The organism is Mycobacterium sp. GA-2829 (genome assembly GCF_001499965.1).
Taxonomy (GTDB): Bacteria; Actinomycetota; Actinomycetes; order Mycobacteriales; family Mycobacteriaceae; genus Mycobacterium.
Window position 1 is genome coordinate 41479 of the sequence record NZ_LQIT01000029.1, and the last position, 24138, is coordinate 65616.

At 69.8% G+C, this 24138-nt stretch carries 24 protein-coding genes; 11 read left to right on the top strand and 13 right to left on the bottom strand.

Annotation, left to right across the window (positions count from 1 at the left end):
* Positions 1-5: 5 nt before the first annotated feature.
* Together AU194_RS18030 and AU194_RS18035 are read left to right on the top strand one after the other, a co-directional pair.
* Positions 6-1343, top strand: a complete 1338-nt coding sequence (locus AU194_RS18030; protein ID WP_231743455.1) for a lytic transglycosylase domain-containing protein — start codon at positions 6-8, stop codon at positions 1341-1343.
* A gap of 51 nt (positions 1344-1394) precedes the next feature.
* Positions 1395-2540, top strand: a complete 1146-nt coding sequence (locus AU194_RS18035) for an Mrp/NBP35 family ATP-binding protein (RefSeq protein WP_059090619.1) — start codon at positions 1395-1397, stop codon at positions 2538-2540.
* Here AU194_RS18035 and tatB read toward each other — a convergent pair.
* From tatB to sigE, 4 genes are all read right to left on the bottom strand, one after another.
* On the bottom strand, positions 2537-2932 hold the full coding sequence (gene tatB / locus AU194_RS18040) for a Sec-independent protein translocase protein TatB (RefSeq protein WP_059090620.1): 396 nt from the start codon (positions 2930-2932) through the stop codon (positions 2537-2539). The genes AU194_RS18035 and tatB overlap by 4 nt on opposite strands.
* Complete coding sequence (locus AU194_RS18045; RefSeq protein ID WP_059090621.1) at positions 2932-4425, bottom strand: S1C family serine protease; 1494 nt, start codon at positions 4423-4425, stop codon at positions 2932-2934. Before AU194_RS18045 ends, tatB begins: the two co-directional genes overlap by 1 nt.
* 9 nt (positions 4426-4434) lie before the next feature.
* Positions 4435-4833, bottom strand: a complete 399-nt coding sequence (gene rseA / locus AU194_RS18050; protein ID WP_059090622.1) for an anti-sigma E factor RseA — start codon at positions 4831-4833, stop codon at positions 4435-4437.
* 85 nt (positions 4834-4918) lie between these two features.
* On the bottom strand, positions 4919-5674 hold the full coding sequence (gene sigE / locus AU194_RS18055) for an RNA polymerase sigma factor SigE (RefSeq protein WP_059090623.1): 756 nt from the start codon (positions 5672-5674) through the stop codon (positions 4919-4921).
* A 178-nt stretch (positions 5675-5852) separates the two neighbouring features.
* Between sigE and AU194_RS18060 the strand changes: the two genes are divergently transcribed.
* From AU194_RS18060 to AU194_RS18080, 5 genes are all read left to right on the top strand, one after another.
* Positions 5853-6515 (top strand): O-methyltransferase, encoded by a 663-nt coding sequence (locus tag AU194_RS18060; protein ID WP_059090653.1) that lies wholly within the window; start codon positions 5853-5855, stop codon positions 6513-6515.
* A gap of 118 nt (positions 6516-6633) precedes the next feature.
* A complete protein-coding gene (locus tag AU194_RS18065; RefSeq protein WP_059090624.1) occupies positions 6634-7299 on the top strand; it encodes a TetR/AcrR family transcriptional regulator in 666 nt (221 codons plus the stop codon).
* A complete protein-coding gene (locus AU194_RS18070; protein WP_059090625.1) occupies positions 7262-8203 on the top strand; it encodes an ABC transporter ATP-binding protein in 942 nt (313 codons plus the stop codon). The genes AU194_RS18065 and AU194_RS18070 overlap by 38 nt, the downstream gene beginning before the upstream one ends.
* Positions 8200-9795, top strand: a complete 1596-nt coding sequence (locus AU194_RS18075; RefSeq protein ID WP_059090626.1) for an ABC transporter permease — start codon at positions 8200-8202, stop codon at positions 9793-9795. Before AU194_RS18070 ends, AU194_RS18075 begins: the two co-directional genes overlap by 4 nt.
* On the top strand, positions 9792-10466 hold the full coding sequence (locus AU194_RS18080; protein WP_059090627.1) for an isoprenylcysteine carboxylmethyltransferase family protein: 675 nt from the start codon (positions 9792-9794) through the stop codon (positions 10464-10466). Before AU194_RS18075 ends, AU194_RS18080 begins: the two co-directional genes overlap by 4 nt.
* A gap of 7 nt (positions 10467-10473) precedes the next feature.
* Here AU194_RS18080 and glgC read toward each other — a convergent pair whose 3' ends face one another.
* A complete protein-coding gene (gene glgC, locus AU194_RS18085) occupies positions 10474-11688 on the bottom strand; it encodes a glucose-1-phosphate adenylyltransferase (RefSeq protein WP_059090628.1) in 1215 nt (404 codons plus the stop codon).
* A gap of 173 nt (positions 11689-11861) precedes the next feature.
* Here glgC and glgA point away from each other — a divergent pair, with 173 nt between their 5' ends.
* Positions 11862-13025, top strand: a complete 1164-nt coding sequence (glgA, locus tag AU194_RS18090) for a glycogen synthase (protein ID WP_059090629.1) — start codon at positions 11862-11864, stop codon at positions 13023-13025.
* Positions 13026-13082: 57 nt separating this feature from the next.
* On the opposite strand, the gene AU194_RS31300 is transcribed toward glgA, so the two are convergent.
* The 5 genes from AU194_RS31300 to folP form a co-directional block, all read right to left on the bottom strand.
* Positions 13083-13250, bottom strand: coding sequence for a DUF3117 domain-containing protein (locus AU194_RS31300; RefSeq protein ID WP_005059648.1), 168 nt, complete (start codon positions 13248-13250; stop codon positions 13083-13085).
* 94 nt (positions 13251-13344) lie between these two features.
* Complete coding sequence (locus AU194_RS18095; RefSeq protein WP_059090630.1) at positions 13345-13965, bottom strand: DNA-3-methyladenine glycosylase I; 621 nt, start codon at positions 13963-13965, stop codon at positions 13345-13347.
* Entirely contained in the window at positions 13962-14270 is a 309-nt protein-coding gene (locus tag AU194_RS18100) for a DivIVA domain-containing protein (protein WP_059090631.1), read from the bottom strand. The genes AU194_RS18095 and AU194_RS18100 overlap by 4 nt, the downstream gene beginning before the upstream one ends.
* A gap of 32 nt (positions 14271-14302) precedes the next feature.
* Positions 14303-15268, bottom strand: a complete 966-nt coding sequence (locus AU194_RS18105) for a glucosyl-3-phosphoglycerate synthase (protein ID WP_059090632.1) — start codon at positions 15266-15268, stop codon at positions 14303-14305.
* Positions 15265-16089: a dihydropteroate synthase gene (gene folP, locus AU194_RS18110; RefSeq protein ID WP_231743458.1), complete on the bottom strand. Its 825-nt coding sequence runs from the start codon at positions 16087-16089 to the stop codon at positions 15265-15267. Before folP ends, AU194_RS18105 begins: the two co-directional genes overlap by 4 nt.
* A 138-nt stretch (positions 16090-16227) precedes the next feature.
* Between folP and AU194_RS18115 the strand changes: the two genes are divergently transcribed.
* Positions 16228-17298, top strand: coding sequence for an NAD(P)-dependent alcohol dehydrogenase (locus tag AU194_RS18115; RefSeq protein WP_082698703.1), 1071 nt, complete (start codon positions 16228-16230; stop codon positions 17296-17298).
* Between the two features lies 1 nt (position 17299).
* Here AU194_RS18115 and fadD6 read toward each other — a convergent pair whose 3' ends face one another.
* On the bottom strand, positions 17300-19108 hold the full coding sequence (fadD6, locus tag AU194_RS18120; RefSeq protein WP_059090634.1) for a long-chain-acyl-CoA synthetase FadD6: 1809 nt from the start codon (positions 19106-19108) through the stop codon (positions 17300-17302).
* 46 nt (positions 19109-19154) lie between these two features.
* Positions 19155-19715 carry a TIGR00730 family Rossman fold protein gene (locus tag AU194_RS18125; protein ID WP_059090635.1) on the bottom strand — a complete coding sequence of 187 codons (561 nt, stop codon included), beginning with the start codon at positions 19713-19715 and terminating at the stop codon, positions 19155-19157.
* Between the two features lie 32 nt (positions 19716-19747).
* On the opposite strand from AU194_RS18125, the gene AU194_RS18130 reads away from it, so the two are divergent.
* Positions 19748-21820, top strand: coding sequence for an AAA family ATPase (locus tag AU194_RS18130; protein ID WP_059090636.1), 2073 nt, complete (start codon positions 19748-19750; stop codon positions 21818-21820).
* A gap of 43 nt (positions 21821-21863) precedes the next feature.
* Entirely contained in the window at positions 21864-22517 is a 654-nt protein-coding gene (locus AU194_RS18135) for an ESX-1 secretion-associated protein (RefSeq protein ID WP_059090637.1), read from the top strand.
* A gap of 3 nt (positions 22518-22520) precedes the next feature.
* Here the strand turns inward: AU194_RS18135 and AU194_RS18140 are convergent, their stop codons facing one another.
* A complete protein-coding gene (locus AU194_RS18140; protein ID WP_059090638.1) occupies positions 22521-24107 on the bottom strand; it encodes an ABC-F family ATP-binding cassette domain-containing protein in 1587 nt (528 codons plus the stop codon).
* Between the last annotated feature and the right edge of the window lie 31 nt (positions 24108-24138).

A 24138-nucleotide genomic window follows, 5' to 3' on the forward strand; every position in this document is an offset into this window, starting at 1 on the left:
TTGGAGTGCACATAGGGGGAGCAGCCGCTGTGACGGCGGCCGGACGACGTGCCGGCAGAGCACTGCGGAAACCCGCCGCCGGAGTCGTGATCATCGCGCCCCTCGTGCTCGCCGGCGCCGTGGGCGCCTCGGCACCCACCGTGCAGCACCCGACGAGCAACGCCGCCGTCACCCCGCTGGCCGCCGTCGAGACCACCCCCCGCAACTCCACGGGCCCCTCGGTCGTCGCGGTGAAGAAGGCGCCGAGCGCCTTCCGGATCGCCGCCTCGACGGTGTCCTCACCGCCGCCCGCCACGGTCGTCAACGCCCCCGGCAGCCTGAAGATCCCGGCGATGGCGCTGAGCGCGTACCGCAACGCCGAACGGATGATGGCCGCCGCGGTCCCCGGTTGCGGGCTCAGCTGGAACCTGCTGGCCGGTATCGGCCGCATCGAGTCGGGGCACGCCAACGGCGGCGCGACGGATTCTCGCGGTACCGCCGTCCGCCCGATCTTCGGCCCGGCGCTGGACGGCACGCTGCCCGGCAACGAGATCATCGAGATGAGCCGGACCGCCGAACGTGTCACCTACGCCCGCGCCATGGGGCCGATGCAGTTCCTGCCCGGCACCTGGGCGCGCTACGCCTCCGACGGCGACGGGGACGGTAAGGCCGACGTCCAGAACCTCTACGACTCGACGCTGGCGGCGGCGCGCTACCTGTGCAGCGGCGGACTGAACCTGCGCGATCCGTCGCAGGTGATGTCGGCGATCCTGCGGTACAACAACTCGGTCGCCTACGCCCGCAACGTGCTGAGCTGGGCCGGGGGTTACGCGACCGGCGTCGTCCCGGTGGACCTGCCCCCGATCACCGGCCCGGTGCCCGCGCTCGGCGATTCGCACCTCGACAAGCCGGACGGTCTCGGCCCCGGTACCCCGCTGAACGCGACCGGGTTGCCCGCCGACGATCCGCTGGCACTGGTGCCACTGCTCAGCCGCATCGACGCCAGCCGGATGCCCACCGGCAATGTGCCCGGCTTCGCCCCGGGTCAGCGGCTGGGCCCGCTGCCCGGCCCGGCGCCGGAGGCTCCCGCGACCCCGGCTCCGGCGCCCGCCGCGCCGCCGCCGTGGGTGCCGCCGTGGATGGCTCCCCCGCCCGCCCCGCAGCCGAGCTGCGTGGTGTTCTGCCTGACCGACCCCACCGCACCCGCCACCGCACCCGCGCCCGGGCCGGCGCCGGTACTCGCGGCACCCGCTCCGGGACCCGGCCCGGTCCCCGCCCCGGCGGCTGGTCCTGCGCCCGCGGCGCCCGCAGGGCCGCTGCCCGGTCCGGCCCCGACCGGTCCGGCACCCGGCCCGGTGGCCTGAGCCGCGCCGCGTTTGGGAGCCGCCTGCCGGGTCGGCCTAGACTCGCAGGCGATGTCCCAGAATCCTGAAGAGCGCCAGACCGCGATCCGTGGCGCGCTGGCCAAGGTGATCGACCCCGAATTGCGCCGACCGATCACCGAGCTCGGCATGGTCAAGAACATCACGGTGGATCCGGTCGACGGCTCGGTCCACGTGGAGGTGTACCTGACCACCGCGGCGTGCCCGAAGCGCACCGAGATCACCGAACAGGTCCAGCGGGCCGTGGCCGACGTGCCCGGCACCGGTGCGGTCCGGGTGAGCCTCGACGTGATGAACGACGAGCAGCGCGCCGAACTGCGCAAACAGCTGCGCGGCGACTCCCGCGAACCGGTCATCCCGTTCGCTCAGCCCAGCTCGCTGACCCGGGTCTACGCCGTCGCCTCCGGCAAGGGCGGTGTGGGCAAGTCCAGCGTCACCGTCAACCTCGCCGCGGCGATGGCCGCCCGTGGCCTGTCCGTCGGGCTGCTCGACGCCGACATCTACGGCCACTCGGTGCCCCGCATGATGGGCACCACCGACCGGCCGGTCCAGGTCGACTCGATGATCGTGCCGCCGATCGCCCACGAGGTGAAGGTCATCTCGATCGCGATGTTCACCCAGGGCAACACCCCGGTGGTGTGGCGTGGTCCGATGCTGCACCGTGCGCTGCAGCAGTTCCTTGCCGACGTCTTCTGGGGCGACCTCGATGTGCTGCTGCTCGACCTGCCGCCGGGCACCGGCGACGTCGCGATCTCGGTGGCCCAGCTGATCCCGGGTGCGGAGATCCTCGTCGTCACCACCCCGCAGCTGGCGGCCGCTGAGGTCGCCGAGCGGGCCGGGGCGATAGCCCTGCAGACCCGGCAGCGCATCGTCGGCGTGGTGGAGAACATGTCCGGGCTGCTCATGCCCGACGGTTCGACCATGCAGCTGTTCGGTGAGGGCGGCGGCCGTCAGGTCGCCGAACGGCTCACCCGCGCGGTCGGCGCCGACGTGCCGCTGCTCGGCCAGGTGCCGCTGGATCCGGCGCTGGTCAGCGCCGGCGATTCCGGGGTTCCGCTGGTGCTCTCGGCGCCCGACTCCCCCGCCGGTAAGGAACTGCGCAACATCGCCGACGGGCTGTCCGCACGCAAGCGTGGGTTGGCCGGGATGTCGCTGGGCCTCGACCCCGCGGGCCGCTAGGTCGCGTCGCTGTCGAACGGCGTCGCGGTCGGCTCGCTGGGCCGGTCGATCTTGGTGACCGGCTTCTCCTCACCGGCCGCCGGCTTCCCGTTCTGCTGGTCGAACTTGCCGGTGAAGAACGAGTCGTCGCCGTCGAGCAGGTGTTTGGTCAGCGCCGCCCGCGGTGTCATCCCGCGCAGCTTCTGCAGTTCGGACAGCGGTTCGCGCAGATCGTCGAACTCGGGACCGAAATCCTGGCGCAGCTGTGTGGTGGCGCCGCTGATGTAGTCGCGGGCCTGGCGCAGCGCGCCGGACGTCCAGCGGATCGCCCCGGGCAGCCGTTCGGGTCCCAGGATCACCAAACCGGCGATCACCAGGATCAGCATCTCCCCCCAGCCGATGTTCGCGAACATCAGTCGGTGGGGGCGTCGTCGGGCGTCGGCGTGACGGTCAGGGTCACCGGGCGACCGTCGCGCATCACCTCGATGGGTGCGGGTTCGCCGATCTTGAGCTGACGAACCGCGACCACGAACTCGTCGGCGTCGGCCACGTCGCGGTTGCCGACCCTGACCACGACGTCGTTCTCCAGGATGCCGGCCCGTTCTGCCGCGCTGCCCGCCTTGACGTTGGCCACCTGAGCGCCCGAGGCCACGTCGTTGCTGACCGACTTTGCGGTTAGGCCGAGCGTGGGATGGGCGATCTTGCCGTCCTTGATCAACGCCTCGACGACGGTCTTCACCTCGTTGACCGGGATCGCGAAGCCCAGGCCGCTGGCGCTGTCGGACAGCGACTTGCCCGCGGTGTTGATACCGATGACGTTGGCGTCCATGTCGATCAGCGGACCGCCGGAGTTGCCGTGGTTGATCGAGGCGTCGGTCTGCACACCGTCGATCACCGTGTCGGTGTCGGAGCCGTCGCCCGAGAGCGGGACCGGCCGGTGCAGGGCGCTGATGATGCCCGAAGTGACCGTGCTGCGCAGGCCCAGCGGGGCGCCGGCGGCGATCACCTCTTCGCCGACGCGCAGTTTGTCCGAGTCGCCCATCTTGGCCACCGACAGGTTGTCGACGTTGTCGACCTTGAGCACGGCGAGGTCGGTCTTCGGATCGCGTCCGACGAGGTTGGCCGGCACCTCTTTCCCGTCGTTGAACACGACGGAGATCTTGTACTTGGCGGGGTTGTTGGCCGCCTCGGAGATCACGTGGTTGTTGGTGACGATGTAGCCGCGGTCGTCGATCACCACACCGGAACCCTGGGAGCCCTCCTGATCGCTCTTGGCCTCGACCGTGACCACCGAATCGGCGACCGCGTCGGCGACCTTGGTGATCCGCCCTTCCGGCGGGTCGCCGCTGTCGCTGGTCTCGAGCGTGACCTTCGAGGTGGTGAACGCCTCCACGGTCTCGGCGGTCTTGTTGCCGACCCAGCCGCCGAGCGCGCCGACGGTCAGCGCGGTGAGCAGCAGGATCGCCAGCGCGACGTAGGAGACGCGGCGGCCGAACAGGACGTCGCGCACGCCGAGCTTGCCGACCTGTGCCGGCGCGTGCACCGGCGCGGGGGCGTGCTGGGCGGGGGTGCCCAGCGAGACCGGCGCGTTCGGATCGCGCCACGGATCGGGTCCGTCATCCCCGCCGCCGCGGGCGCGTTCTGCGTCGAGTGCGCCGGCATCGGCGGGGTGGCGCTGCAGGGAATCGGCACCGGCGTACGGCGGACGGCCGAACGCCTCGGCCAGCACCGGGTCCGGCGCGGGGGTCTTGGGTGTGAACTGGGCCTGGTCGCGATACTTGTCGGCACCGAGAAAGGAACCGCTGACGCCGCTGGGCCTGCCGAAGGCACGCTGGGCCGCCGGGTCGACCGCAGGCCGTTCGACGGGGCGTGGGGCCATGCGGCGGCCCTGGTCCTGATTGGTCACGCGCCCAGCCTACCGGCGCTTGCGCCGGTCACGCGTCGGGTCGTCAGCAAACTTCGGCTGGTCGGCGTCCTCGATCGGGGACTTCGGCATGTGCTGCGGGATCTGCGACAACATCCCGAGCAGTGTGTTCGGTATCGCGATCGGCTGGCAGTCCCGCAACGCGGACCGGGCTTGACTCTGGGCGTCGACCTCGGCGGCACACTGCGGGCACAACGACAGGTGGTTGGCCGCCCGCATGTGCGCGGTCATGCTCAACTCGCCGTCGACGAAGGCCGCGACCGCCTCGATCGAGAGGTGTTCGGTGGAACCGAACTGGCGCGGTGCGCCGACCGGGGCGTTGCTCTGGGATGCGAACTGGGCGGGGATCCAGGAGAAGGCCCGCCGGAATACGTGCCCAGGATCGACCATCACCCGACTCCTCTCGGTCTCACCGTTCTGTAAGACTCCGCCCACACGAATGTAGCGCGGCACCGTCCGTCTGGACACGCGATCGTCAGGCGGAGGTGGCGGCATCGGGCGCGTGACGGGCCAGGTAGTCCCGCAACGCCTGCCTTCCGCGGTGGATGCGGCTGCGGACCGTGCCCAGCTTCACCCCGAGCGTCGCGCCGATCTCCTCGTAGGACAGACCCTCGATGTCGCACAGGACGACCGCGGCGCGGAACTCCGGCGGCAGCGAGTCGAGCGCGGCCTGTAGGTCCGGGCCGAGCCGCGAGTCATGGAAGATCTGCTCGGGGTTCGGATCGTCGGCGGGCACCCGGTCGTAGTCCTCGGGCAGCGCCTCCATGCGGATGCGGCCGCGCCGCCGGACCATGTCGAGGAACAGGTTGGTGGTGATGCGGTGCAGCCAACCCTCGAACGTGCCGGGCTGGTAGTTCTGCACGGAACGGAAGACGCGGATGAACGTCTCCTGGGTGAGGTCCTCGGCGTCGTGCTGGTTGCCCGAGAGGCGGTAGGCCAGCCGGTACACCCGGTCGGCGTGCTGACGGACCAGTTCGTCCCACGACGGCATCGTCGTCTTGTCGCCGGTCGCGTCGAAGACGGCCGTCCCGGTGAGTTCGTCGGTCGGCTCGACCCAGTCGGAATCGGCGAACTGCTCGAGATGCGCCATCGTGACGGGGGCAGCCTGGGGTGCCACGGTCTTCGTCGTCGTGGTGGTCGTCGGATCCTCCATCGTCGTGGGGTGGACGTTTTGCGCAACAAGATCGGCCGCAGCCCTATTCCCGAAGCGCAGCCGCCTCCCGTGTTCCATGCCGCCCACCGTCCCCGAACCGGGTGTGGGGGCGATATGAGCAATATGAACGTTCCCTGAGAATGGTGGATACCCTCTGGTTCACCTGCGAAAACGGTTGAATTTGGACGTATATCACACGTTGCCGCGCGGGCGTGTCGCGAACCCGGGCCGCGCGGCCGCGCTCTACAGTGCGGGCATGGCGAGCACCGACGACCCGGCGGGTCAGCGATCGAGCCGTGCCGAAGCGATCGTCGCGCACGCCGAGCAGTCCATCTCCGAGGACGCGATCGTCGCCGCGGCCCGCGACCGTGCCGTCGACATCGGCGCAGGTGCGGTCACCCCGGCGGTCGGCGCGCTGCTCAGTGTCCTGGCGCGATTGACCGAGGCGAAGGCGGTCGTCGAGGTCGGCACCGGCGCCGGCGTGAGCGGGCTGTGGCTGCTGTCGGGGATGCGCGAGGACGGCGTGTTGACGACCATCGACGTCGAGCCCGAGCATCAGCGCATTGCGAAACAGGCATTCGTCGAGGCCGGTATCGGCCCGGGCCGGACACGGTTGATCAGCGGCCGCGCCCAGGACGTGCTGACCCGGCTCGCCGACGAGTCCTACGACCTGGTGTTCGTCGACGGTGATCCGGTCGACCAGCCCCAGTTCGTCGTCGAGGGCGTGCGGTTGCTGCGCCCGGGCGGCGCGATCGTCGTGCACCGCGCCGCGCTGGGCGGCCGGGCCGGCGATGCCAACGCCAAGGACGCCGAAGTCAGCGCCGTCCGTGAGGCGGCGCGGTTGATCGCCGAGGACGAGCGGCTCACCCCCGTCCTGGTGCCGCTGGGCGACGGCCTGCTCGCCGCCGCCCGCGACTGATCCCCCGCTTTCGCCGAAACCGCATTCCCTGTCGTCAAGACGCGCGCTTGACCGCAGGGAATGCGGTTTCGCGGTAACGTGTTGACGCGCGACTGAACGTGCGTTTAGTCTATTGAACATGCGTTCAGCCGCTGATGACCGCACCGCCGTCGCCCGGATCCGGGACGCGGCGATCGAGCGGTTCGGCAGGGACGGCTTCGGGGTCAGCGTGCGGGCCATCGCCGAGGCCGCCGACGTCAGCCCGGCGCTGGTGATCCACCACTTCGGATCCAAGGAGAAACTGCGCGCCGCGTGCGACGAGCACGTCGCCGAACAGATCCGCAGCGATAAATCCGCGACGATCCAGAGCCACGATCCCGTGACCTGGCTGGCGGCGATGGCCGAGATCGAACAGTACGCACCGCTGATGGCCTACCTGGTCCGCAGCATGCAGTCCGGCAGCGAACTCGCAAAAGGGTTGTGGCGCCGCATGATCGACAACACCGAGCAATACCTCGACGAGGGGGTGCGGGCGGGCACCGTCAAACCCAGCCGCGACCCGAACGCCCGCGCCCGCTATCTGTCGCTGGCCAACGGCGGCAGCTTCCTACTGTATCTCCAGCTGCACGAGGATCCGACCGACATCCGCCGCGTCCTGCGCGAATACGCCGAGGACATGGTGCTGCCCGCGCTCGAGGTCTACACCGCCGGGCTGATGACCGACTCCACGATGTACGACGCCTTTCTCACCTATCAAGGAGATGGTGATGACGACCCAGACAAGCATGTCCCCGCGCCGGCCTGAGGGCTCCACCGCGCCGGCCGTCGAGATCCACGGACTGGTCAAGACTTTCGGCCGCACCCGGGCGCTCGACGGGCTCGACATGAACGTCGCCCCCGGCGACATCGCCGGATTCCTCGGGCCGAACGGGTCGGGTAAGTCCACCACGATCCGCATCTTGCTCGGCCTGCTGCGCGCCGACGCGGGGACGGTCCGCCTGCTCGGCGGCGACCCGTGGCGCGATGCGGTCGACCTGCACCGCCGCATCGCCTACGTCCCCGGCGACGTCACCCTGTGGCCGAACCTCACCGGACTGCAGGCCATCGACTTCCTTGCCCGGCTGCGCGGACCCGGCGCCCAGCACACCGCCAGGCGCGACGACCTCATCGACAGGTTCGAACTCGACCCGCACAAGAAGGCCCGCACCTACTCCAAGGGCAACCGGCAGAAGGTCGCGCTCGTCGCCGCGTTCAGCACCGACGCCGACCTCTACATCCTCGACGAACCCACCTCCGGTCTGGATCCGTTGATGGAGAGGGTCTTTCAGGAATGCGTGCGCGAGGTCGCCGACCGTGGCGCCGCGGTGCTGCTGTCCAGCCACATCCTCGCCGAGGTCGAGAAGCTCTGCGACACCGTCACGATCATCCGGGCGGGCCGCACCGTCCGTTCCGGACCACTGGCCGACCTGCGCCACCTGATGCGCACGACCGTCACCACCCGCACCCGCGGGGACGTCACCGCGCTCGAAGACGCCCCGTTCGTGCACGACTTCGCCACCGCCGACGGCGGCGCCGTGTTTTCCGTCGACCGCGCAGACCTCGACACCGCGATGGCCCGGCTCACCGGCCTGGGCATCGCCGAACTCACCGTCACACCCGCATCGCTGGAGGACATGTTCCTGCGCGAGTACTCCGGGACGGCGCGATGACCACCGCGGCGCCGGCGCGCGACAGGTCCGCCTACACCGGTGTGCCTCAACTGATCCGGCTCGCCCTGCGGCGCGACCGGATCCGGCTGAGCGTGTGGATCGCAGTGCTGACGCTGACCATGGTGTACGCCCCCAACGCCGTCAAGCTGGCCTACCCCGAGGAAGCGCAGCGGCTCGCGCGAGTCAACCTGATGAAGACCCCGGCCGGGATCATCATGGGCGGCCCCATGTTCGGCGTCCGCGAGACCGACCTCGGGGCGATGATGGCCAACGAGCTCATGCTCACCCTGATCGTGGCGGCGTCGATCCTGAGCGTACTCACCGTCGTTCGGCACACCCGGGCCGAAGAGGAAAGCGGCGCAGCCGAATTGGTGCTGTCCTCGGTGGTGGGACGGTACGCCCGCACCACCGCGGCGCTGATCCTCGTCGGCGCGGTCAACGCCGTGCTGGCCCTCACGATGACCGCGGCGATGGCCGCGTCCGGGTTCACGGTCGCCGACAGCCTCGCGATGTGCCTCGGCGTGACCGCGGTGTCGATGCTCTTCGGCGCCGTCGCCGCGGTGACCGCACAGCTGTGGCGGCAGTCCCGCAGCGCCACCGGCGCGGCGCTCGGGGTGCTCGCGGCGGCCGCGCTCATCCGCGGCATAGGCGATGTCATCGACAACACGGGCAGTGCCCTGAGCTGGGTGTCCCCCATCGCCTGGGCGCAGCAGATGCGGGCGTTCGTCGCGTTGCGCTGGTGGCCGCTGGCCCTGCTCGTCGCCGCCACGGTAGCGCTGATCGCGCTGGCCGCCTACTTGGAGAACCGCAGGCAGTACGACGCGGGCACGCTGCCCACCACCGGCGACCGGCCCGACGCCCCGGCCATCCGCGGGGTGCTCGGTCTGCAGCTGACGCTGCAACGCGGGCTGACGATCGGCTGGGGTGTCGGCTTGTTCCTCGGCGGGTTGGCGTTCGGCTCGATGACGAAGTCGCTGATCGACGCCGCGCAGACCAACGAACTGCTGGCCCAGGTCCTCAACACCCAGGGCAACGAGGGCGTGTACACGACGATGACGCAGTTCCTGGCCGCGGCGGCGTCGGCCTACGTGGTCACCGCGGTGTTGCGGGTGCACGCCGACGAGGAGTCCGGCACGGGTGAGGCGGTGCTGGCCGGGGCGGTGTCGCGGTGGCGCTGGTTGGGCAGCGCGGTGGTCGCGGCCCTGATCGGGGCCACGCTGCTGATGCTCGGCGCCGGGCTGGGCAACGGTCTCGGCGCGGGGCTGACGCTCGGTGAGCCGGGCACGATCGTCGAGCTGACCGTCGCCGGGCTGGCGTACGTTCCGGCGTTGGCGGTGGTCGCCGGGGTGGCGGCGCTGGCGGTCGCGCTGCGCCGGCCGTGGCCGGCGTGGCTGGCGGTGGCGTTCATCGTCGTCTCGCTGTACCTCGGCGCGCTGCTGCGGCTGCCGCAGTGGCTGCTGGACGCCTCCCCGGTCGGCCAGACCACCGCACCGACGGACTACCCCGTGGTCGCGCTCGTCGTGATGGGTGCGGTCGCCGCCGCGCTCGTCGCGCTCGCAGGTGGGCTCTACCGCCACCGGGATGCGGTATGAAGATCGCGCTGCAGACCGCCGGATCGATGGTGTTCGGTCTGCTCTTCTTCGGCGCCACCCTGTTCTGGCCCGCGGGCACGTTCCACTACTGGCAGGCCTGGCTGTTCCTGGCAGTGTTCTTCGTGATGGCGACCGGCCCCAGCCTGTACTTGGCGACGAAGAGACCCGACGTTCTGCGGCGCCGACTGAAAGCGGGTCCGCAGGCCGAGACCCGGCCGGTGCAGCGCGTCGCCATCACGGGCACCGTGGCGACGGTCGCGGCGGTGTTGGTCGTCAGCGCGTTGGACCACCGATTCGGGTGGTCGACGGTGCCGACGCCGGTGGTGATCGTCGGCGCGGTACTGGTTGCGGTCGGCCTGGGAACGTCTCAGCTCGTCATCCTCCAGAACTCGTACGCGGCGGCGACGGTCACCGTGGAGGCGGGCCAGCGCGTGGTCACCAGCGGGCTGTACGGGCTGGTGCGGCACCCCATGTACTCGAGCACCGCGGTGATGATGCTCGGCACTCCACCCGCGTTGGGGTCGTGGTGGGGCCTGGTCGCGCTGCTGCCCGGAATCGTGGTGATGCGCATGCGCATTCTCGACGAGGAACGCCTGCTGCGCGACGAACTCGACGGCTACGCCGCCTACACCCGGCAGGTGCGATACCGGCTGCTGCCGTACGTGTGGTGACCCGGCCTCAGATCCAGATGCCCTTGCCGACCGCGACGACACCGCCCGCGCTGACCGAGAACCGCTCCCGGTCCTTGTCGAGGTCGACACCGACCATCTCCCCCGGTCCGACCACCACGTTCTTGTCGAGGATCGCGTGCCGCACCACCGCACCGCGGCCGATCCGGGTGCCGGGCATGATGACGCTGCCCTCGACGATCGCGCCGTCGTCGATGTAGACGTTCGACGACAGCACCGAGTTGCGCACCGACGCCGCGGAGATGATGCTGCCCGCGCCGACGACCGACTCCTGCGCCGATCCGCCGTTGACGAACTTGGCGGGCGCCAGGTTCTCCGACTCACCGCGGATGGGCCAGCGCTTGTTGTACAGGTTGAAGATCGGGTGCACCGACACCAGATCCATGTGCGCGTCGTAGAACGCGTCGAGCGTGCCGACGTCGCGCCAGTACCCGTGGTCGCGTTCGGTGGCGCCGGGCACCTCGTTGTTGCTGAAGTCGTAGACCGCGGCCATCCCGTCGGACACCAGACGCGGGATGATGTCGCCGCCCATGTCGTGGTCGGAGTCGTCGTCGTCGGCGTCGGCGCGGATGGCGTCGATGAGCACCTTGGTGGTGAAGATGTAGTTGCCCATCGACACGAACGTCTGCTCGGGGTCGTCCGGGGTGCCGGGCGGGTCCGGGGGCTTCTCGATGAAGCTCTTGATCCGGCCCGACTCGTCGGAGTCGATGCAGCCGAACGCGGTGGCCTCCGACCGCGGCACCCGGATACCGGCGACGGTGGCGCCCGCGCCGCTCTCGATGTGGAACTGCAGCATCTGCTCGGGGTCCATGCGGTACACGTGGTCGGCGCCGAACACCACGATGTAGTCGGGATCCTCGTCGTAGATGAGGTTCATCGACTGGTAGATCGCGTCGGCCGAACCGGTGTACCAGCGCGGTCCGAGCCGCTGCTGCGCCGGAACCGGGGTGATGTACTCGCCGGCCAGGCCGGACAGCCGCCAATTCTGCGAGATGTGCCGGTCCAGCGAGTGCGACTTGTACTGGGTGAGCACACAGATCCGCAGGTAACGCGCGTTGACGAGGTTGGACAACACGAAGTCGATGAGTCGGTAGGCCCCGCCGAAGGGAACCGCCGGTTTGGCCCGGTCCGCCGTGAGCGGATACAGCCGCTTGCCCTCCCCGCCGGCCAGGACGATGCCCAGCACGTGTGGCAATTCCCTCATGTCTCAAACCTATCCGGCAGTGCCGACCGGGGCCAGCCATTGACACCATCGATTACGCGTTCCCGGGTGGGAGAACGCTGATTTCGTCTTTTGGGATACCCGCGCGGGTTCGTCGCAATCGTGTACGCGAACAGGACTGTGTCAGCAGGGCGCGGTCCACTACCGTCGTAGCCATGCGGGTGGCGATGATGACTCGGGAGTACCCACCCGAGGTCTATGGCGGAGCAGGCGTACACGTCACCGAACTCGTCGCGCAGTTGCGCCACTTGTGCGCCGTCGACGTGCACTGCATGGGCGCCCCGCGCCCCGACGCGTTCGTCGCCGCGCCGGATCCCGCGCTGGCAGGCGCCAATCCTGCGCTCTCGACGCTGTCCGCCGATCTCAACATGGTCAACGCCGCCGGGCAGGCCACCGTCGTGCACTCCCACACCTGGTACTCCGGACTCGCCGGGCATCTGGCCGGGCTGCTGTACGGGGTGCCGCACGTGCTGACCGCGCATTCGCTGGAGCCGATGCGGCCGTGGAAGGCCGAACAGCTCGGCGGCGGCTACCGGATCTCGTCATGGGTGGAGAAGACCGCAGTGGAGGCCGCCGACGCGGTGATCGCGGTGAGCTCCGGGATGCGCGACGACGTGCTCAAGACCTACCCCGCCCTTGACCCCAACCGCGTGCACGTGGTGCGCAACGGCATCGACACCGACGTCTGGTTCCCCAGCGACCCGCAACCCGGGGAGTCGGTGCTGGCCGAGCTCGGGGTGGATCCGAACCGGCCGATCGTGGCGTTCGTCGGCCGGATCACCAGGCAGAAGGGGGTCGCGCACCTCGTCGCGGCGGCGCACCGCTTCTCCCCCGAGGTGCAGCTGGTGCTGTGCGCCGGCGCGCCCGACACCCCGGAGATCGCCGCCGAGGTGACGGCCGCGGTGCAGGAGCTGGCTCGTGCCCGCACCGGGGTGTTCTGGGTCCGGGAGATGCTGCCGATCGGCAAGATTCGCGAAATCCTCTCGGCAGCAACCGTTTTCGTGTGCCCGTCGGTATACGAGCCGTTGGGGATCGTCAACCTCGAGGCGATGGCCTGCTCGACGGCGGTGGTCGCCTCCGACGTGGGTGGCATTCCCGAGGTCGTCGCCGACCACCGAACCGGACTGCTGGTGCACTACGACGCCAACGACACCGAGTTCTACGAGACGCGGTTGGCCGACGCGGTCAACTCACTGGTTGCCGAACCGGAACGGGCGCGCGCCTACGGCGCCGCGGGCCGGGAACGCTGCATCGCCGAATTCTCGTGGGCGCACATCGCCGAGCAGACGATGGAGATCTACCGAGCCGTATCCCGGTAGCAATCGGCGAACCGGCGCGGGGCCGAGGGCCGCCGCGCCGGGGATGCCGAGAAATCGCTAGCTGGTGACGTTCTTGAGCTCGTCGCCCAGCGCTGCCGCCTCGTCTGGAGTCAATTCGACGACGAGCCGGCCACCACCTTCCAGTGGTACCCGCATCACGATGCCGCGCCCCTCCTTGGTTGCTTCCAGTGGACCGTCACCAGTCCGGGGCTTCATCGCCGCCATCGAGAGCCTCCTCCACAATGAACCAACCGCCGGAATCCGGCATCAACTCCTCCATTGTTCCCTATCTCCGCAACTACGCGTGCAAAGACCCGTTTTAACCGCTGCGTGACGCCCCCTCACCGACTCGCGGTACCCAGCACGCGGCGACGTGGTCGTCGACCATCCCGGTCGCCTGCATGAGCGCGTATGCGGTCGTCGGACCCACGAACCGGAAGCCGCGGCGCTTGAGTTCCTTGGCCATCGCGGTCGATTCGGGCGTGACCGCGGGCACCGACGCCAGATCCGCTGGACGGTCTCGCCGCTCCGGCGCGAACGACCACAGCAGCTCCGCGAGATCGACCCCGGCGTCCGAGAGCGCGGCCGCCGCACGCGCGTTCGCGATGGTCGCCTCGATCTTCGCGCGGTTGCGCACGATTCCGGTGTCGGCCATCAGCCTGTCGATGTCACGGTCGGTGTAGGCGGCGACGCGGTCGATGTCGAAGCCGTCGAACGCCCGCCGGAAGTTCTCGCGTTTGCGCAGGATGATGAGCCACGACAGACCACTCTGGAAGGCTTCCAGGCTGATCCGCTCGAACAGCGCGGCCGTCTCCCGCACCGGCTGACCCCACTCGTAATCGTGATAGTCGCGGTAGAGCGTGAAATCCGCTGCGGCAAGGCGGGATCCGTCCAGCCACCCGCAACGGACCCGGCCGTCGTCGACGGGGGCGTCGGTCACGGCGATTCCTCGGCAGGCTGTGTCGCGCGGACCGCGGCGAGTTCACCGCGCAGCGCGTCGATCTCGGCACCGAGGCGGTCGAGCGCCCAGTCCACCTCGCTGGGTTTGTACCCGCGCAGCGTCTGGGTGAACTTGAGCGCCTCGACATCGGCACCGGTCACGCCGGAGGCGGGCAGCACCGTCGCCGTCGTCCCGCGCGGGAGCGGCGGCAGCGACTCCCCGCGGCCGAACAGCACACTGCCCACCCCGAACAGCACGACGGCCACCAGGACGAGCACCACCAGGTAGAGCAGGATCAGTGTCACGACACCGATAGTGCCTGACCGGTGTGACAGGCCTACCGGGACCGCAGGGTGACCATGGGCGGCCGGTCGTCTAGCGACACCCCGGAGGCGCGCGGGGTGAACCCGTCCCCGTCGGCGAAGAACTGCGTGAGCCCGACGCCGGAGTCGCCGACCCCGCACCGCGACATCAGAGTCGCGATCACCTGACGGCTCATCGAGGCGAGTTCGGTCAGCGGCCGGTTGCGGTGGGTGCGCACACCGAGGTTCACCTGGGCGATCCCGTCGAGCCCAAGCCGGTCGTAGGTGTCGACGACCAGACCGATCTCCACGCCGTAGCCCGGCGCGAACGGCACCGAGGTCAGCAGTTCCCTGGTGCCCGCGTACTCACCGCCAAGCGGCTGCAGCAGGCAGGTCAGCTCCGGGCGCAGCGAAGCCAACAGCGGGCGGGCCACCAGTTCGGTCACCCGGCCCCCGCCGTTGGCGTCCTCGCGACCGCTGACCCGCAGCGGACGCCGGTAGAACCCCTTGACCAGGTGCACACCGGGGGTGAGCAGCAGCGGTCCGAGCAGTTTCGGCACGAACATGGGGTCGGGGTCGAGCAGATCGGAGTCGACGAAGGCGATCACGTCGCCGGTCGTGGCAGCCAGTGAGCGCCACAGCACCTCACCCTTGCCGGGTTGCGGCGGCACCTCGGGCAGTGCGGTTTCGCGGCTGACCACCCGCGCACCGGCGGCCAGCGCCCGGATCGCGGTGTCGTCGGTGCTGCCGGAGTCCAGCACGATCAACTCGTCGACCAGTCCGCCGAGCAGCGGGGTGATCGTCTCGATGACCCCGGCGACGGTCTCCTCCTCGTTGAGCGCGGGCAGCACCACCGAGACGGTGCGGCCCTTCTTGGCGGCCTCCAACTCCGCGACCGTCCACATCGGACGGTTCCAGCTGTGCGTGTCGAACCAGCGGTGCCGGGCGATCGCGTCGGCGGATTGCAACTCGGGTGCCTGAAGTTCCGGAGTAAGTGTCATGCCAGTCCCCTCACCGTGCGCGTCGGCGGACGCACGCCCTGGATCGACGCGACCATCTCCAGTACGCGCCGAGTGGGTCCGACCTCGTGCACCCTGAACATCGCCGCCCCGGCCTGGGCTGCCAGAGCCGTGGCTGCGAGGGTGCCCTCGAGGCGTTCAGTCAAACCCACACCGAGAGTCTCCCCGACGAAATCTTTGTTGCTCAGCGCCATCAGGACCGGCCATCCAGTGTTTACAAGCTCTTCCACGTGCCGCAACAAACTAAGACCGTGGTAAGTGTTCTTGCCGAAATCGTGTGTCGGATCGATGAGGATGCGGTCCCGGGAGACCCCCGCGTCGACCGCCCGCTGCGCGGCCGTGGTGACCTCGGCGATGACGTCGTCGACCACACCGCGTTCGGTGATGCCGTAGTTGACGCGGAACGGCCGGGTCCGCGGTACCGCTCCCCCGGTATGTGAGCAGACCAGGCCGGCGTTGAACTCGGCGGCGACGGCGGGCAGGTCCGGGTCGACACCGCCCCAGGTGTCGTTGATCAGGTCGGCGCCGGCCGCGCACGCCTGTTTGGCGACGGTGGCCCGCCAGGTGTCCACACTGATCACCACGTCTGGGAAGGTGCCGCGCAGCCATTCGATGAAGGGCACGACGCGGGCGATCTCCTCGTCGGCGTCGACGGTCTGCCCGGGTCCGGCCTTGACGCCGCCCACGTCGACGACGTCGGCGCCGTCCTCGACGACACGGTGTGCGGCCGTCTTGGCGGCTTCGTCGGTGAACGTCGCGCCGCGGTCGTAGAACGAGTCGGGCGTTCGGTTCACGATCGCCATGATCAGGGCCCGGTCACCGACGACCGGGCGGCCGCAGAAAGTCGACTGCACACTTTCAGGTTACGGGCGCGCGCCGAACACGTTTTTGAGTGATGATCGTCACGGTCTTTCGTTTTTCGGATAGTGAGGACTTCGCCCATGAAGATGCGCGCCGCCCGGATGTACGGGTACAAGCAGCCGCTACGCCTCGAGGAGATCGACGTGCCGGCGATCGAGCCGCACGAAGTGCTGGTCAAGGTCGGCGGCGCGGGGATGTGCCGCACCGACTTCCAGCTGATCGACGGCTACTTCGACACCGGGTTGCAGATGGACTTCCCGATCACGCCGGGGCACGAGGTCGCGGGGTGGGTGGACACCGTCGGCGCGCAGGTGCCGAGATCGGCGGCGCTCTCGGAGGGTGATCAGGTCGTCGTCTTCGGCAGCTGGGGCGACGGCGCGTGCAGGCAGTGCCACGAGGGCAACGAACAACTCTGCGCGCACGGCGTGTGGGCGGGCTTCGGCCTGCACGGCGGCTATCAGGAGTACCTCCCCGTCGACTACCGGTACCTGATCAAGATGCCCGGCCGCGACGATCTGTCCCCGGAGACCCTCGCCCCGCTCACCGACGCCGGACTCACGCCGTACCGCGGACTCAAGAAGTTGCGGGCCGCCGGGCATCTCGGCGCCGGACGCACGCTGGCGGTCAGCGGTATCGGCGGTCTGGGCAGTTACGGCACCCAGTACGCCAAGCTGCTCGGCGGCGGCGCCGACGTGGTGGCGTTCGCGCGTAGCGACGAGAAGCTCAAGATCGCGCTCGACAATGGTGCCGACCACGCGATCAACGTCGGCGGAAAGACCACCGAAGCCATCCGTCAGGAGCTCGAAAGCCTCACCGGCAGAAGCGAACTCGACGCGGTCATCGAATGCGCCGGGTCCGAGGAGGCGATCCGGCTGGCGTTCTCACTGCTCGCGGCCGAAGGCGCCGTCGCATCGGTGGGGCTCATCGGCAACCGCGTCGACATCCCGCTGTTCCCGCTCGTGGCGCGTGAGTACACGTACTTCGGTTCGTTCTGGGGCAACTACAACGACCTCACCGAGGTGCTCGCGCTGGCCGAGGCCGGCCGGATCAGACACACCGTGACGCGGGTGCGGTTCGACGAGGTCAACGAGACGCTCGACGCGATCGCCCGCGGCGACGTCCTCGGCCGCGCGGTGATCGTCTACGACTGACCTACTTCGGCTTCTTCCCGTCCTTGACCTCGGTCAGATAGTCCTCGTAGAAGGGCACGTACCCCTCGTCGGGACCTGAGAGCACGTAGATCGGATCGTCCACCTCGACGTCGTCGGCGTCGCCCTCGCCGCTGCTGCCGCCGTAGCCCTCCTTGCGCAGATCGACCTTCTGGCTCTTGAAGGTCGACGTGTGTGCGAGTTCTTCGACCACGCGCACGAACAACGGCACCGCGTAGCTGGGCAGCTTGTCGTAGACGGCCTTCGCCAGCGCCTTGCCGTCGAACTCCTGACCGTCCTTCAGTTGGATGGCCACCATGCCCGCCCGGCCACCGGTATCGGGGACCTCGACGCCGAACACCGTGCACTCCTCGACCTGCGCATCCGTCGACACCGCGGCCTCGACCTCGGTGGTCGCGACGTTCTCGCCCTTCCACCGGAACGTGTCGCCGAGGCGGTCGGTGAACGCGGCGTGGCCGAAGCCCTGCGAGCGCATCAGGTCGCCGGTGTTGAACCACACGTCGCCCTTCTTGAAGGCGTCGCGGACCAGCTTCTTCTCGGATTCCTTGTCGTCGGTGTAGCCGTCGAACGGCTGGAAGCTGCTGACCTTGCTCAGCAGGAGCCCGGGTTCGCCGGTCTTGACCTTCTTCACCCGGCCCTTCTCGTCGCGGACCGGGTCGCCGCTCTCCTCGTCGTACTCGACGAACGCGACCGGCGTCGGGCAGATGCCGGTCGTCTTGTCGAGGTTGAAGAAGTTGACGAACGCGGTGTTGCTCTCGCTGGCCGAGTAGAACTCGCAGACCCGGTCGATGCCGAACCGTTCGGTGAACTGGTCCCAGATCGCGGGCCGCAGACCGTTTCCGGCGATCACTCGGACCTTGTGCTTGCGGTCGGTGTCCTTCTCGGGCTGGTTGAGCAGATAGGCGCAGACCTCGCCGATGTAGACGAACGCGGTCGCGTCGTAGCGGATGCAGTCGTCCCAGAACTTCGACGCCGAGAACGACTTGCCGATCGCCAGCGTCGCACCGGAATTCAGCACCGACGACAGCGCGACCGTCAGCGCGTTGTTGTGGTAGAGCGGCAGGCAGCAGTACAGGGTGTCACTGCTGGTGAGGCGCATGCCCATACCGCCGAAACCGGCGAGCGCGCGCAGCCACCGGTAGTGCGTCATCACGCTGGCCTTCGGCATGCCGGTGGTGCCCGAGGTGAAGATGTAGAACGCCTTGTCCTTGGCCAACACGGCCGACGCGCTGGCTGGGTTGGACTTCGGGGCGGTGTCGGCGAGCCGCTCGAAGTCGTCGAGGGTGATCACGTTCTCGGTGTCGGCGCCGGACTCCTTGATCGGGTCGACGAAGTCGGGATCGGCCACCACCACTTTGGCCGACAGCAGCCCGAGGCTGTGTTCGAGGACGTCGCCGCGCTGGTTGTAGTTGAGCATCCCCGAGATGGCGCCGCACTTCACCGCGGCGAGCATGAGCAGGATCGGCTCGGGTGAGTTGCGCAGCATGATCCCGACGACGTCCCCGTGCCCGACCCCGCGCGCGGCGAACACTGCGGCGTACCGGTTCACGGTCTCGTTGGCTTCGCGGTAGGTCAGCTCGCGGTCCTCGTACTTGAGGAAGACCTTGTCGGCGTACTTGGCGGCGCGTTCCTGGAAGACCTTGCCGATCGACGTCTTGGCCGACGGCCGTGCCAGGAACCCCGTCAGCACCCCGCGCACGATGATGGGCACATCCATGACCAGGCCTGGTACCTGACCGGCGATGTCGAGCAACCCGACGCTGTGCCGCGTCCCCGATTTCTCGTCGCTCATGCGGTACTACCCCTCCGATCGTCGTCCGTGCGCAACCACTGCTCGATCAGGGGCGAGGGGCGCACGCTGCCATCGCCTCGTCGACGTCGGTCACGACGATCAACCGCTCCAGCGCACCGCGGGCGACGTAACCGCTGTCGACCAAACCATGCAACCAGGCCAGCAGACCGTCGTAATGACCGATCGGATCGAGCATCACCACCGGCTTGCTATGCATACCCAAATACGCCGCAGTCCAGGCTTCGAAAAATTCCTCGAGTGTGCCGATACCTCCCGGTAACGACAGAAACGCGTCGGCGCGGTCCTCCATGACCTGTTTGCGTTCCCTCATCGTGTCGGTGACGACGAGCTCGTCGGCGTCGACATCGGCCACCTCGCGGTGCACCAGCGCCTTCGGGATCACCCCGACGGTGCGGCCACCGCGCGACCTCGCCGCATGGGCGACGGCGCCCATCGCCGAGACGTTGCCGCCGCCGGACACCAGCGTCCAGCCGTGGTCGGCGATGGCTGAACCCACGCGGGTGGCCAGCTCGAGGAGTCTGGGGTCGGTCGGGCTGGAGGCGCAGTACACGCAGACTGCCCACGGGCGGTCGGGTCGATCGGGCACACCGACAACCTAGACGGTCCTACAATCCGGCGATGCCTGTGGACTGGGTGGTTGCGCCGCACGAACCCGCCCTGGAATCCGTCGAGGATGGCGTTCGCCTGCGGTCGGGTGTCGTGGTGATCGGACCGGCCGGGGTGGGCAAGACGGCGCTGCTGCGTGCGGCGGCCGAGCGGCTGGGTCCTGCCGCGTGGGTGACGGCGACCGCGGGCAACGCCGATCTGCCGTTCGGCGCCTTCCGCCACCTGATCGACATCCCGGCCGAGGGGAAGACCGCGGCGGTCGTGCGGGCCGCGCGCGAGGCACTGGGCGGCCGGGTCGTGATCGTCGACGACGCGCATCTGCTGGATCCCCTGTCCGCGACGCTGCTGTATCAGCTCGCGCTGACCGGCACCGCGAGCCTGGTGGTGTCGGTGGCCGCCGGTTCGCCGACCCCGGGACAGGTCGAGGCGCTGTGGGCGGACGACCTGCTGGGCCGCGTCGAGCTGCAGCCGCCGGGACACGACGACACCCGGGTGGCCGCGCAGGTGTCGATGTTCGTCGCCGACCTCCCCACACCGGCCCGGCGCGCGCTCGAGTACCTGGCGGTGTGCGATCCGCTGCCGGTCGCGGTCCTGTCGGCGCTGGCCGGTGCCGACGCCGTCGCGGCGGCCACCGACGCAGGTGCGGTCGATGTCGACGGACCGCTCGCCCGCCCCGGGCATCCGCTGTTCGCCGACGCCGCACGGGATCTGCTCGGCGGGCCGGAACTGCGGCGGGTGCGCACCGAGGTGGTCGCACGGCTGGCGGCCGCCAGGCCCACCGGGGTGCTCGACCGGTTGCAGGTTGCGGCGATGGCTTTGGACAGTGACCACGAATTGCCCGCGACGGAGCTGACGGCCGCCGCGGAGGAGGCGCTGCGGTTGGGCGGTCTGGAGTTGAGCGAGCGGTTGGCGCGGGCGGCGCTGGAGCGTTCGGGCGACCTGCGGACCCGGCTGGCCTTGGGCTACGCGCTCGGCTGGCAGGGCCGGGGGCGGGAGGCCGACGAGGTTCTGGCCGGCGTCGACGAGTCCGCGCTCAGCGAGACCGAGTTGATGGCGTGGGCGCTGCCGTGTGCGGCGAACCGGTTCTGGATGCTCTCGGAACCCGAACGCGCGACGGCGTTCCTGCGCACGGTGCGCGGCCGGGTGGTCAGCCCGGCGGCCAGGACGACGATCGATGCGCTGTCCTCGACGTTCGCGATGAACGCGGGGTCACCGGCCCGGGCGATGGAGATCGCCGACGAGGTGTTGGCCGCCCCGCACGCCGACGACACCGCCGTCGGCTGGGCGGCCGCCGCCGCGGCACTCAGCTGTGCGCGGATGGGCCGCTTCCTCGAGGTCGACGCACTGGCGGAGCGGGCGGCCGCCGCACACCATCCCGGGCTGCTGAGGTTCACCAGCGGTTTCGGCCAGACCACGGCGTTGCTGATGTCCGGGAATCTGGACCGGGCGCACGAGCTGGCCCGCAGGATCACCGAGTTCGCCGAACGCCAGCAGCCCGGCCGGGCGATCGGCGAGGTGCTGATCGCCGACGTCCTCATCGCCCGCGGCGATCTGGCCGGTGCGGTCACGTTGTTGCGGGACGCGGCCGCGACGCTGGCGCCGACGGGATACTCGTGGGGGCCGTTGGCGTGGATGCTGCTCGCGCAGGCCCTCGGCGAGCAGGGGTTGGCCGTGGAGGCCGGAAAGGCGTTGGCGCGCGCGGAGTCTCGGCACGGGCTCAAATCGATGCTGTTCGCACCGGAACTCGCGCTCGGTCGGGCGTGGACGATGTCGGCGCGGCGCGACACCCACGGGGCGGTGGCCGCGGCGCGCGATGCGGCGCGTACGGCCGAGCGGGGTGGCCAGCTGGCGGTGGCGTTGCGCGCGTTGCACACCGCGGTCCGGTTGGGCGACGCCAGGGCGGCCGACCACATGGTGCGTCTCGGCGTCGACTGCGAGTTCGGGCGGATCGCGCTGCTGCACGCCAAGGCGTACACGGGTTCGGATGCGGTGGGTCTGGCGGAGGCGGCAGCGGCGTTCGCGGGATTGGGGTGCCACGGTGCGGCCGCCGACGCGATGCGGCAGGCCGACGCTGCTCGTGGATGAATTGCTGCGCGACCCGTCCCGACACCGCACTTAAACTGACGCCATGACCGGTGGACCGTTGTCCGTGCGAACCGATGGGCTGCGCCAGTTCTCCCAGACCCATACCGAGATCGCGTCGAGCATCGCCGGCCTCCTCGGCGGCGGGGCGAACATCTCCGGCGTCGAGGCCACCCACGGTCAGATCGCGTTCTCGGTGCAAAACGCGCTGAGCAATCTGCTCGGATCGCGTCAGGGTGCGCTGCAGACCACCGCCCGAAGCGGCGACAAGATCGCGGAGCTGCTGCGCAAGGCCGCGGCCGCCTACGACAAGGGTGACGAACAGTCGGCGGCCAAGCTGCGGGCCGCGATCGAGGCGGCGGGCGGTCCCGCCGCGGGGGCAGGCGCGTCCCCGGCCTCGGCCGCCTCGGGTGCCTCCGGTGCGGCCGGCGCACTCGGACCTCTCATGGGGCAACTCGGTCAACTCGGCCAGTTGGGCCAACAGGGCAGCGGTGCCGTGCAGGGACTCGCCCAGGGTCTGCAGCAGGTGCCGCAGCAGGTCATGCAGGGCGTGCAGCAGATCGTCCAGGCAGCGACGGCCGCCAAGGCAGAGCCCGCCGGCGAACCCGGCGCCGAGTCGGGGGCGGATTCCGAGCGGGCTCCGGTGGAGGAGCTTCCCGTCGCGGAGCGGGCGATCCCCGCCCCCACCCGGCAGGTCTGACGCTCACCCGTCGGTCAGCACCCCGTCGGCCAGCCGCAACCACCGCTGCACACCGATCTCGGCGAGGAACCGCTCGTCGTGGCTCACCACGACGAACGCGCCCCGATACGCGTTGAGCGCGGATTCGAGTTGCCCGACGCTGACCAGGTCGAGGTTGTTCGTCGGTTCGTCGAGTAGCAGCAGCTGCGGTGCCGGTTGGCCGTAGAGCACGCACGCCAGCGTGGCCCGCAGCCGTTCACCGCCGGAGAGCGCCGACACCGGAAGGTGGATCCGGTCACCGCGGAACAGGAACTGCGCCAACAGGTGCCGGCTCCGGGTCACGGTCATCTCGGGGGCGAACCGGGCGAGGTTCTGCGCCACCGACACGTCGTCGTCGAGCAGGTCGAGGCGTTGGCCCAGGTACGCGGTGCGAGCGCCGGCCCCGGCGATGAGCCGCAGCAGCGTCGACTTGCCCGCCCCGTTCGGCCCGGTCAGCGCGATCCGTTCCGGTCCGCGGATCGTCAGGTCGATCCCGTTGTGCGCGAACACCTCTCGACCGCCGAGGTTGACCTGCAACCCGCTGCCGGTGAACAGCGTCCGACCCGCGGGAACCGTGGTGTCGGGCAGGTCGAGTGCGATCGTGTCGTCGTCGCGCAGCGCGCGTTCGGCGTCGTTCACCCGCGCCCGGGCGTCGTTCACCCGCTTGGCGTGGACGTCGTCGACCTTTGCCGCGGACTCCTGCGCGCGCCGTTTGCGCGCACCGGCGACGATCTTCGGCAGACCGGCGTCGGCGAGAGTGCGCGCGGCGGTGCTCGACCGCTTGGCTGCCCGTTCGCGCGCCTCCTGCATCTGCCGTTTCTCCCGCTTGAGCTGTTGTTCGGCGTTGCGCAGATCGCTCTCGGCGGCCTGCTGCTCGAGTGCCACCGCCTCCCGGTAGGCGGTGAAAGTGCCGCCGTACAAGGCGATCTCGCCGCGGGACAGCTCGGCGATGCGGTCCATCCGGTCGAGCAGCACACGGTCGTGGCTGACCACGAGCAGTGTGCCCGCGAAGTCGTCGAGCGCGGTGTAGAGCGCACGCCGGGCGTCGGCGTCGAGGTTGTTCGTCGGCTCGTCGAGCAGCAGCACATCGGGCCGGGCGAGCAGCTGCGCGGCCAGGCCGAGCGAGACGACCTCACCGCCGGACAGTGTGCCAAGGGGCCGTTCGAGCGCGACGGCATAGAGGCCCAGCCGGTCGAGTTGGGCGCGGGCCCGTTCCTCGATGTCCCAGTCGTCGCCGATCGCGGTGAACACGGCCTCGCTCGCGTCGCCTGCGGCCAGCGCGTTGAGCGCAGCGATCACCGGTGCCACCCCGAGCACGTCGGCAACGGTGAGATCCGCGGCCAGGGGCAGGGTCTGGGGCAGGTAGCCGAGCGTCCCGGTGACGGTGATGGTCCCGCCCGTCGGCGCGAGATCGCCGGCGATCAGCCGCAGCAGAGTGGATTTGCCCGCGCCGTTGGGGGCGACGAGGCCGGTGCGGCCCGGGGTGAAGGAGGCGGACAGGTCGGCGAAGACGATGGTGTCGTCGGGCCAGGCGAAGGACACGCCGGCGCAGACGATCGACGGATCTGACATGCGGGGAATCTCTCGTGAGCTACGGGCGTGA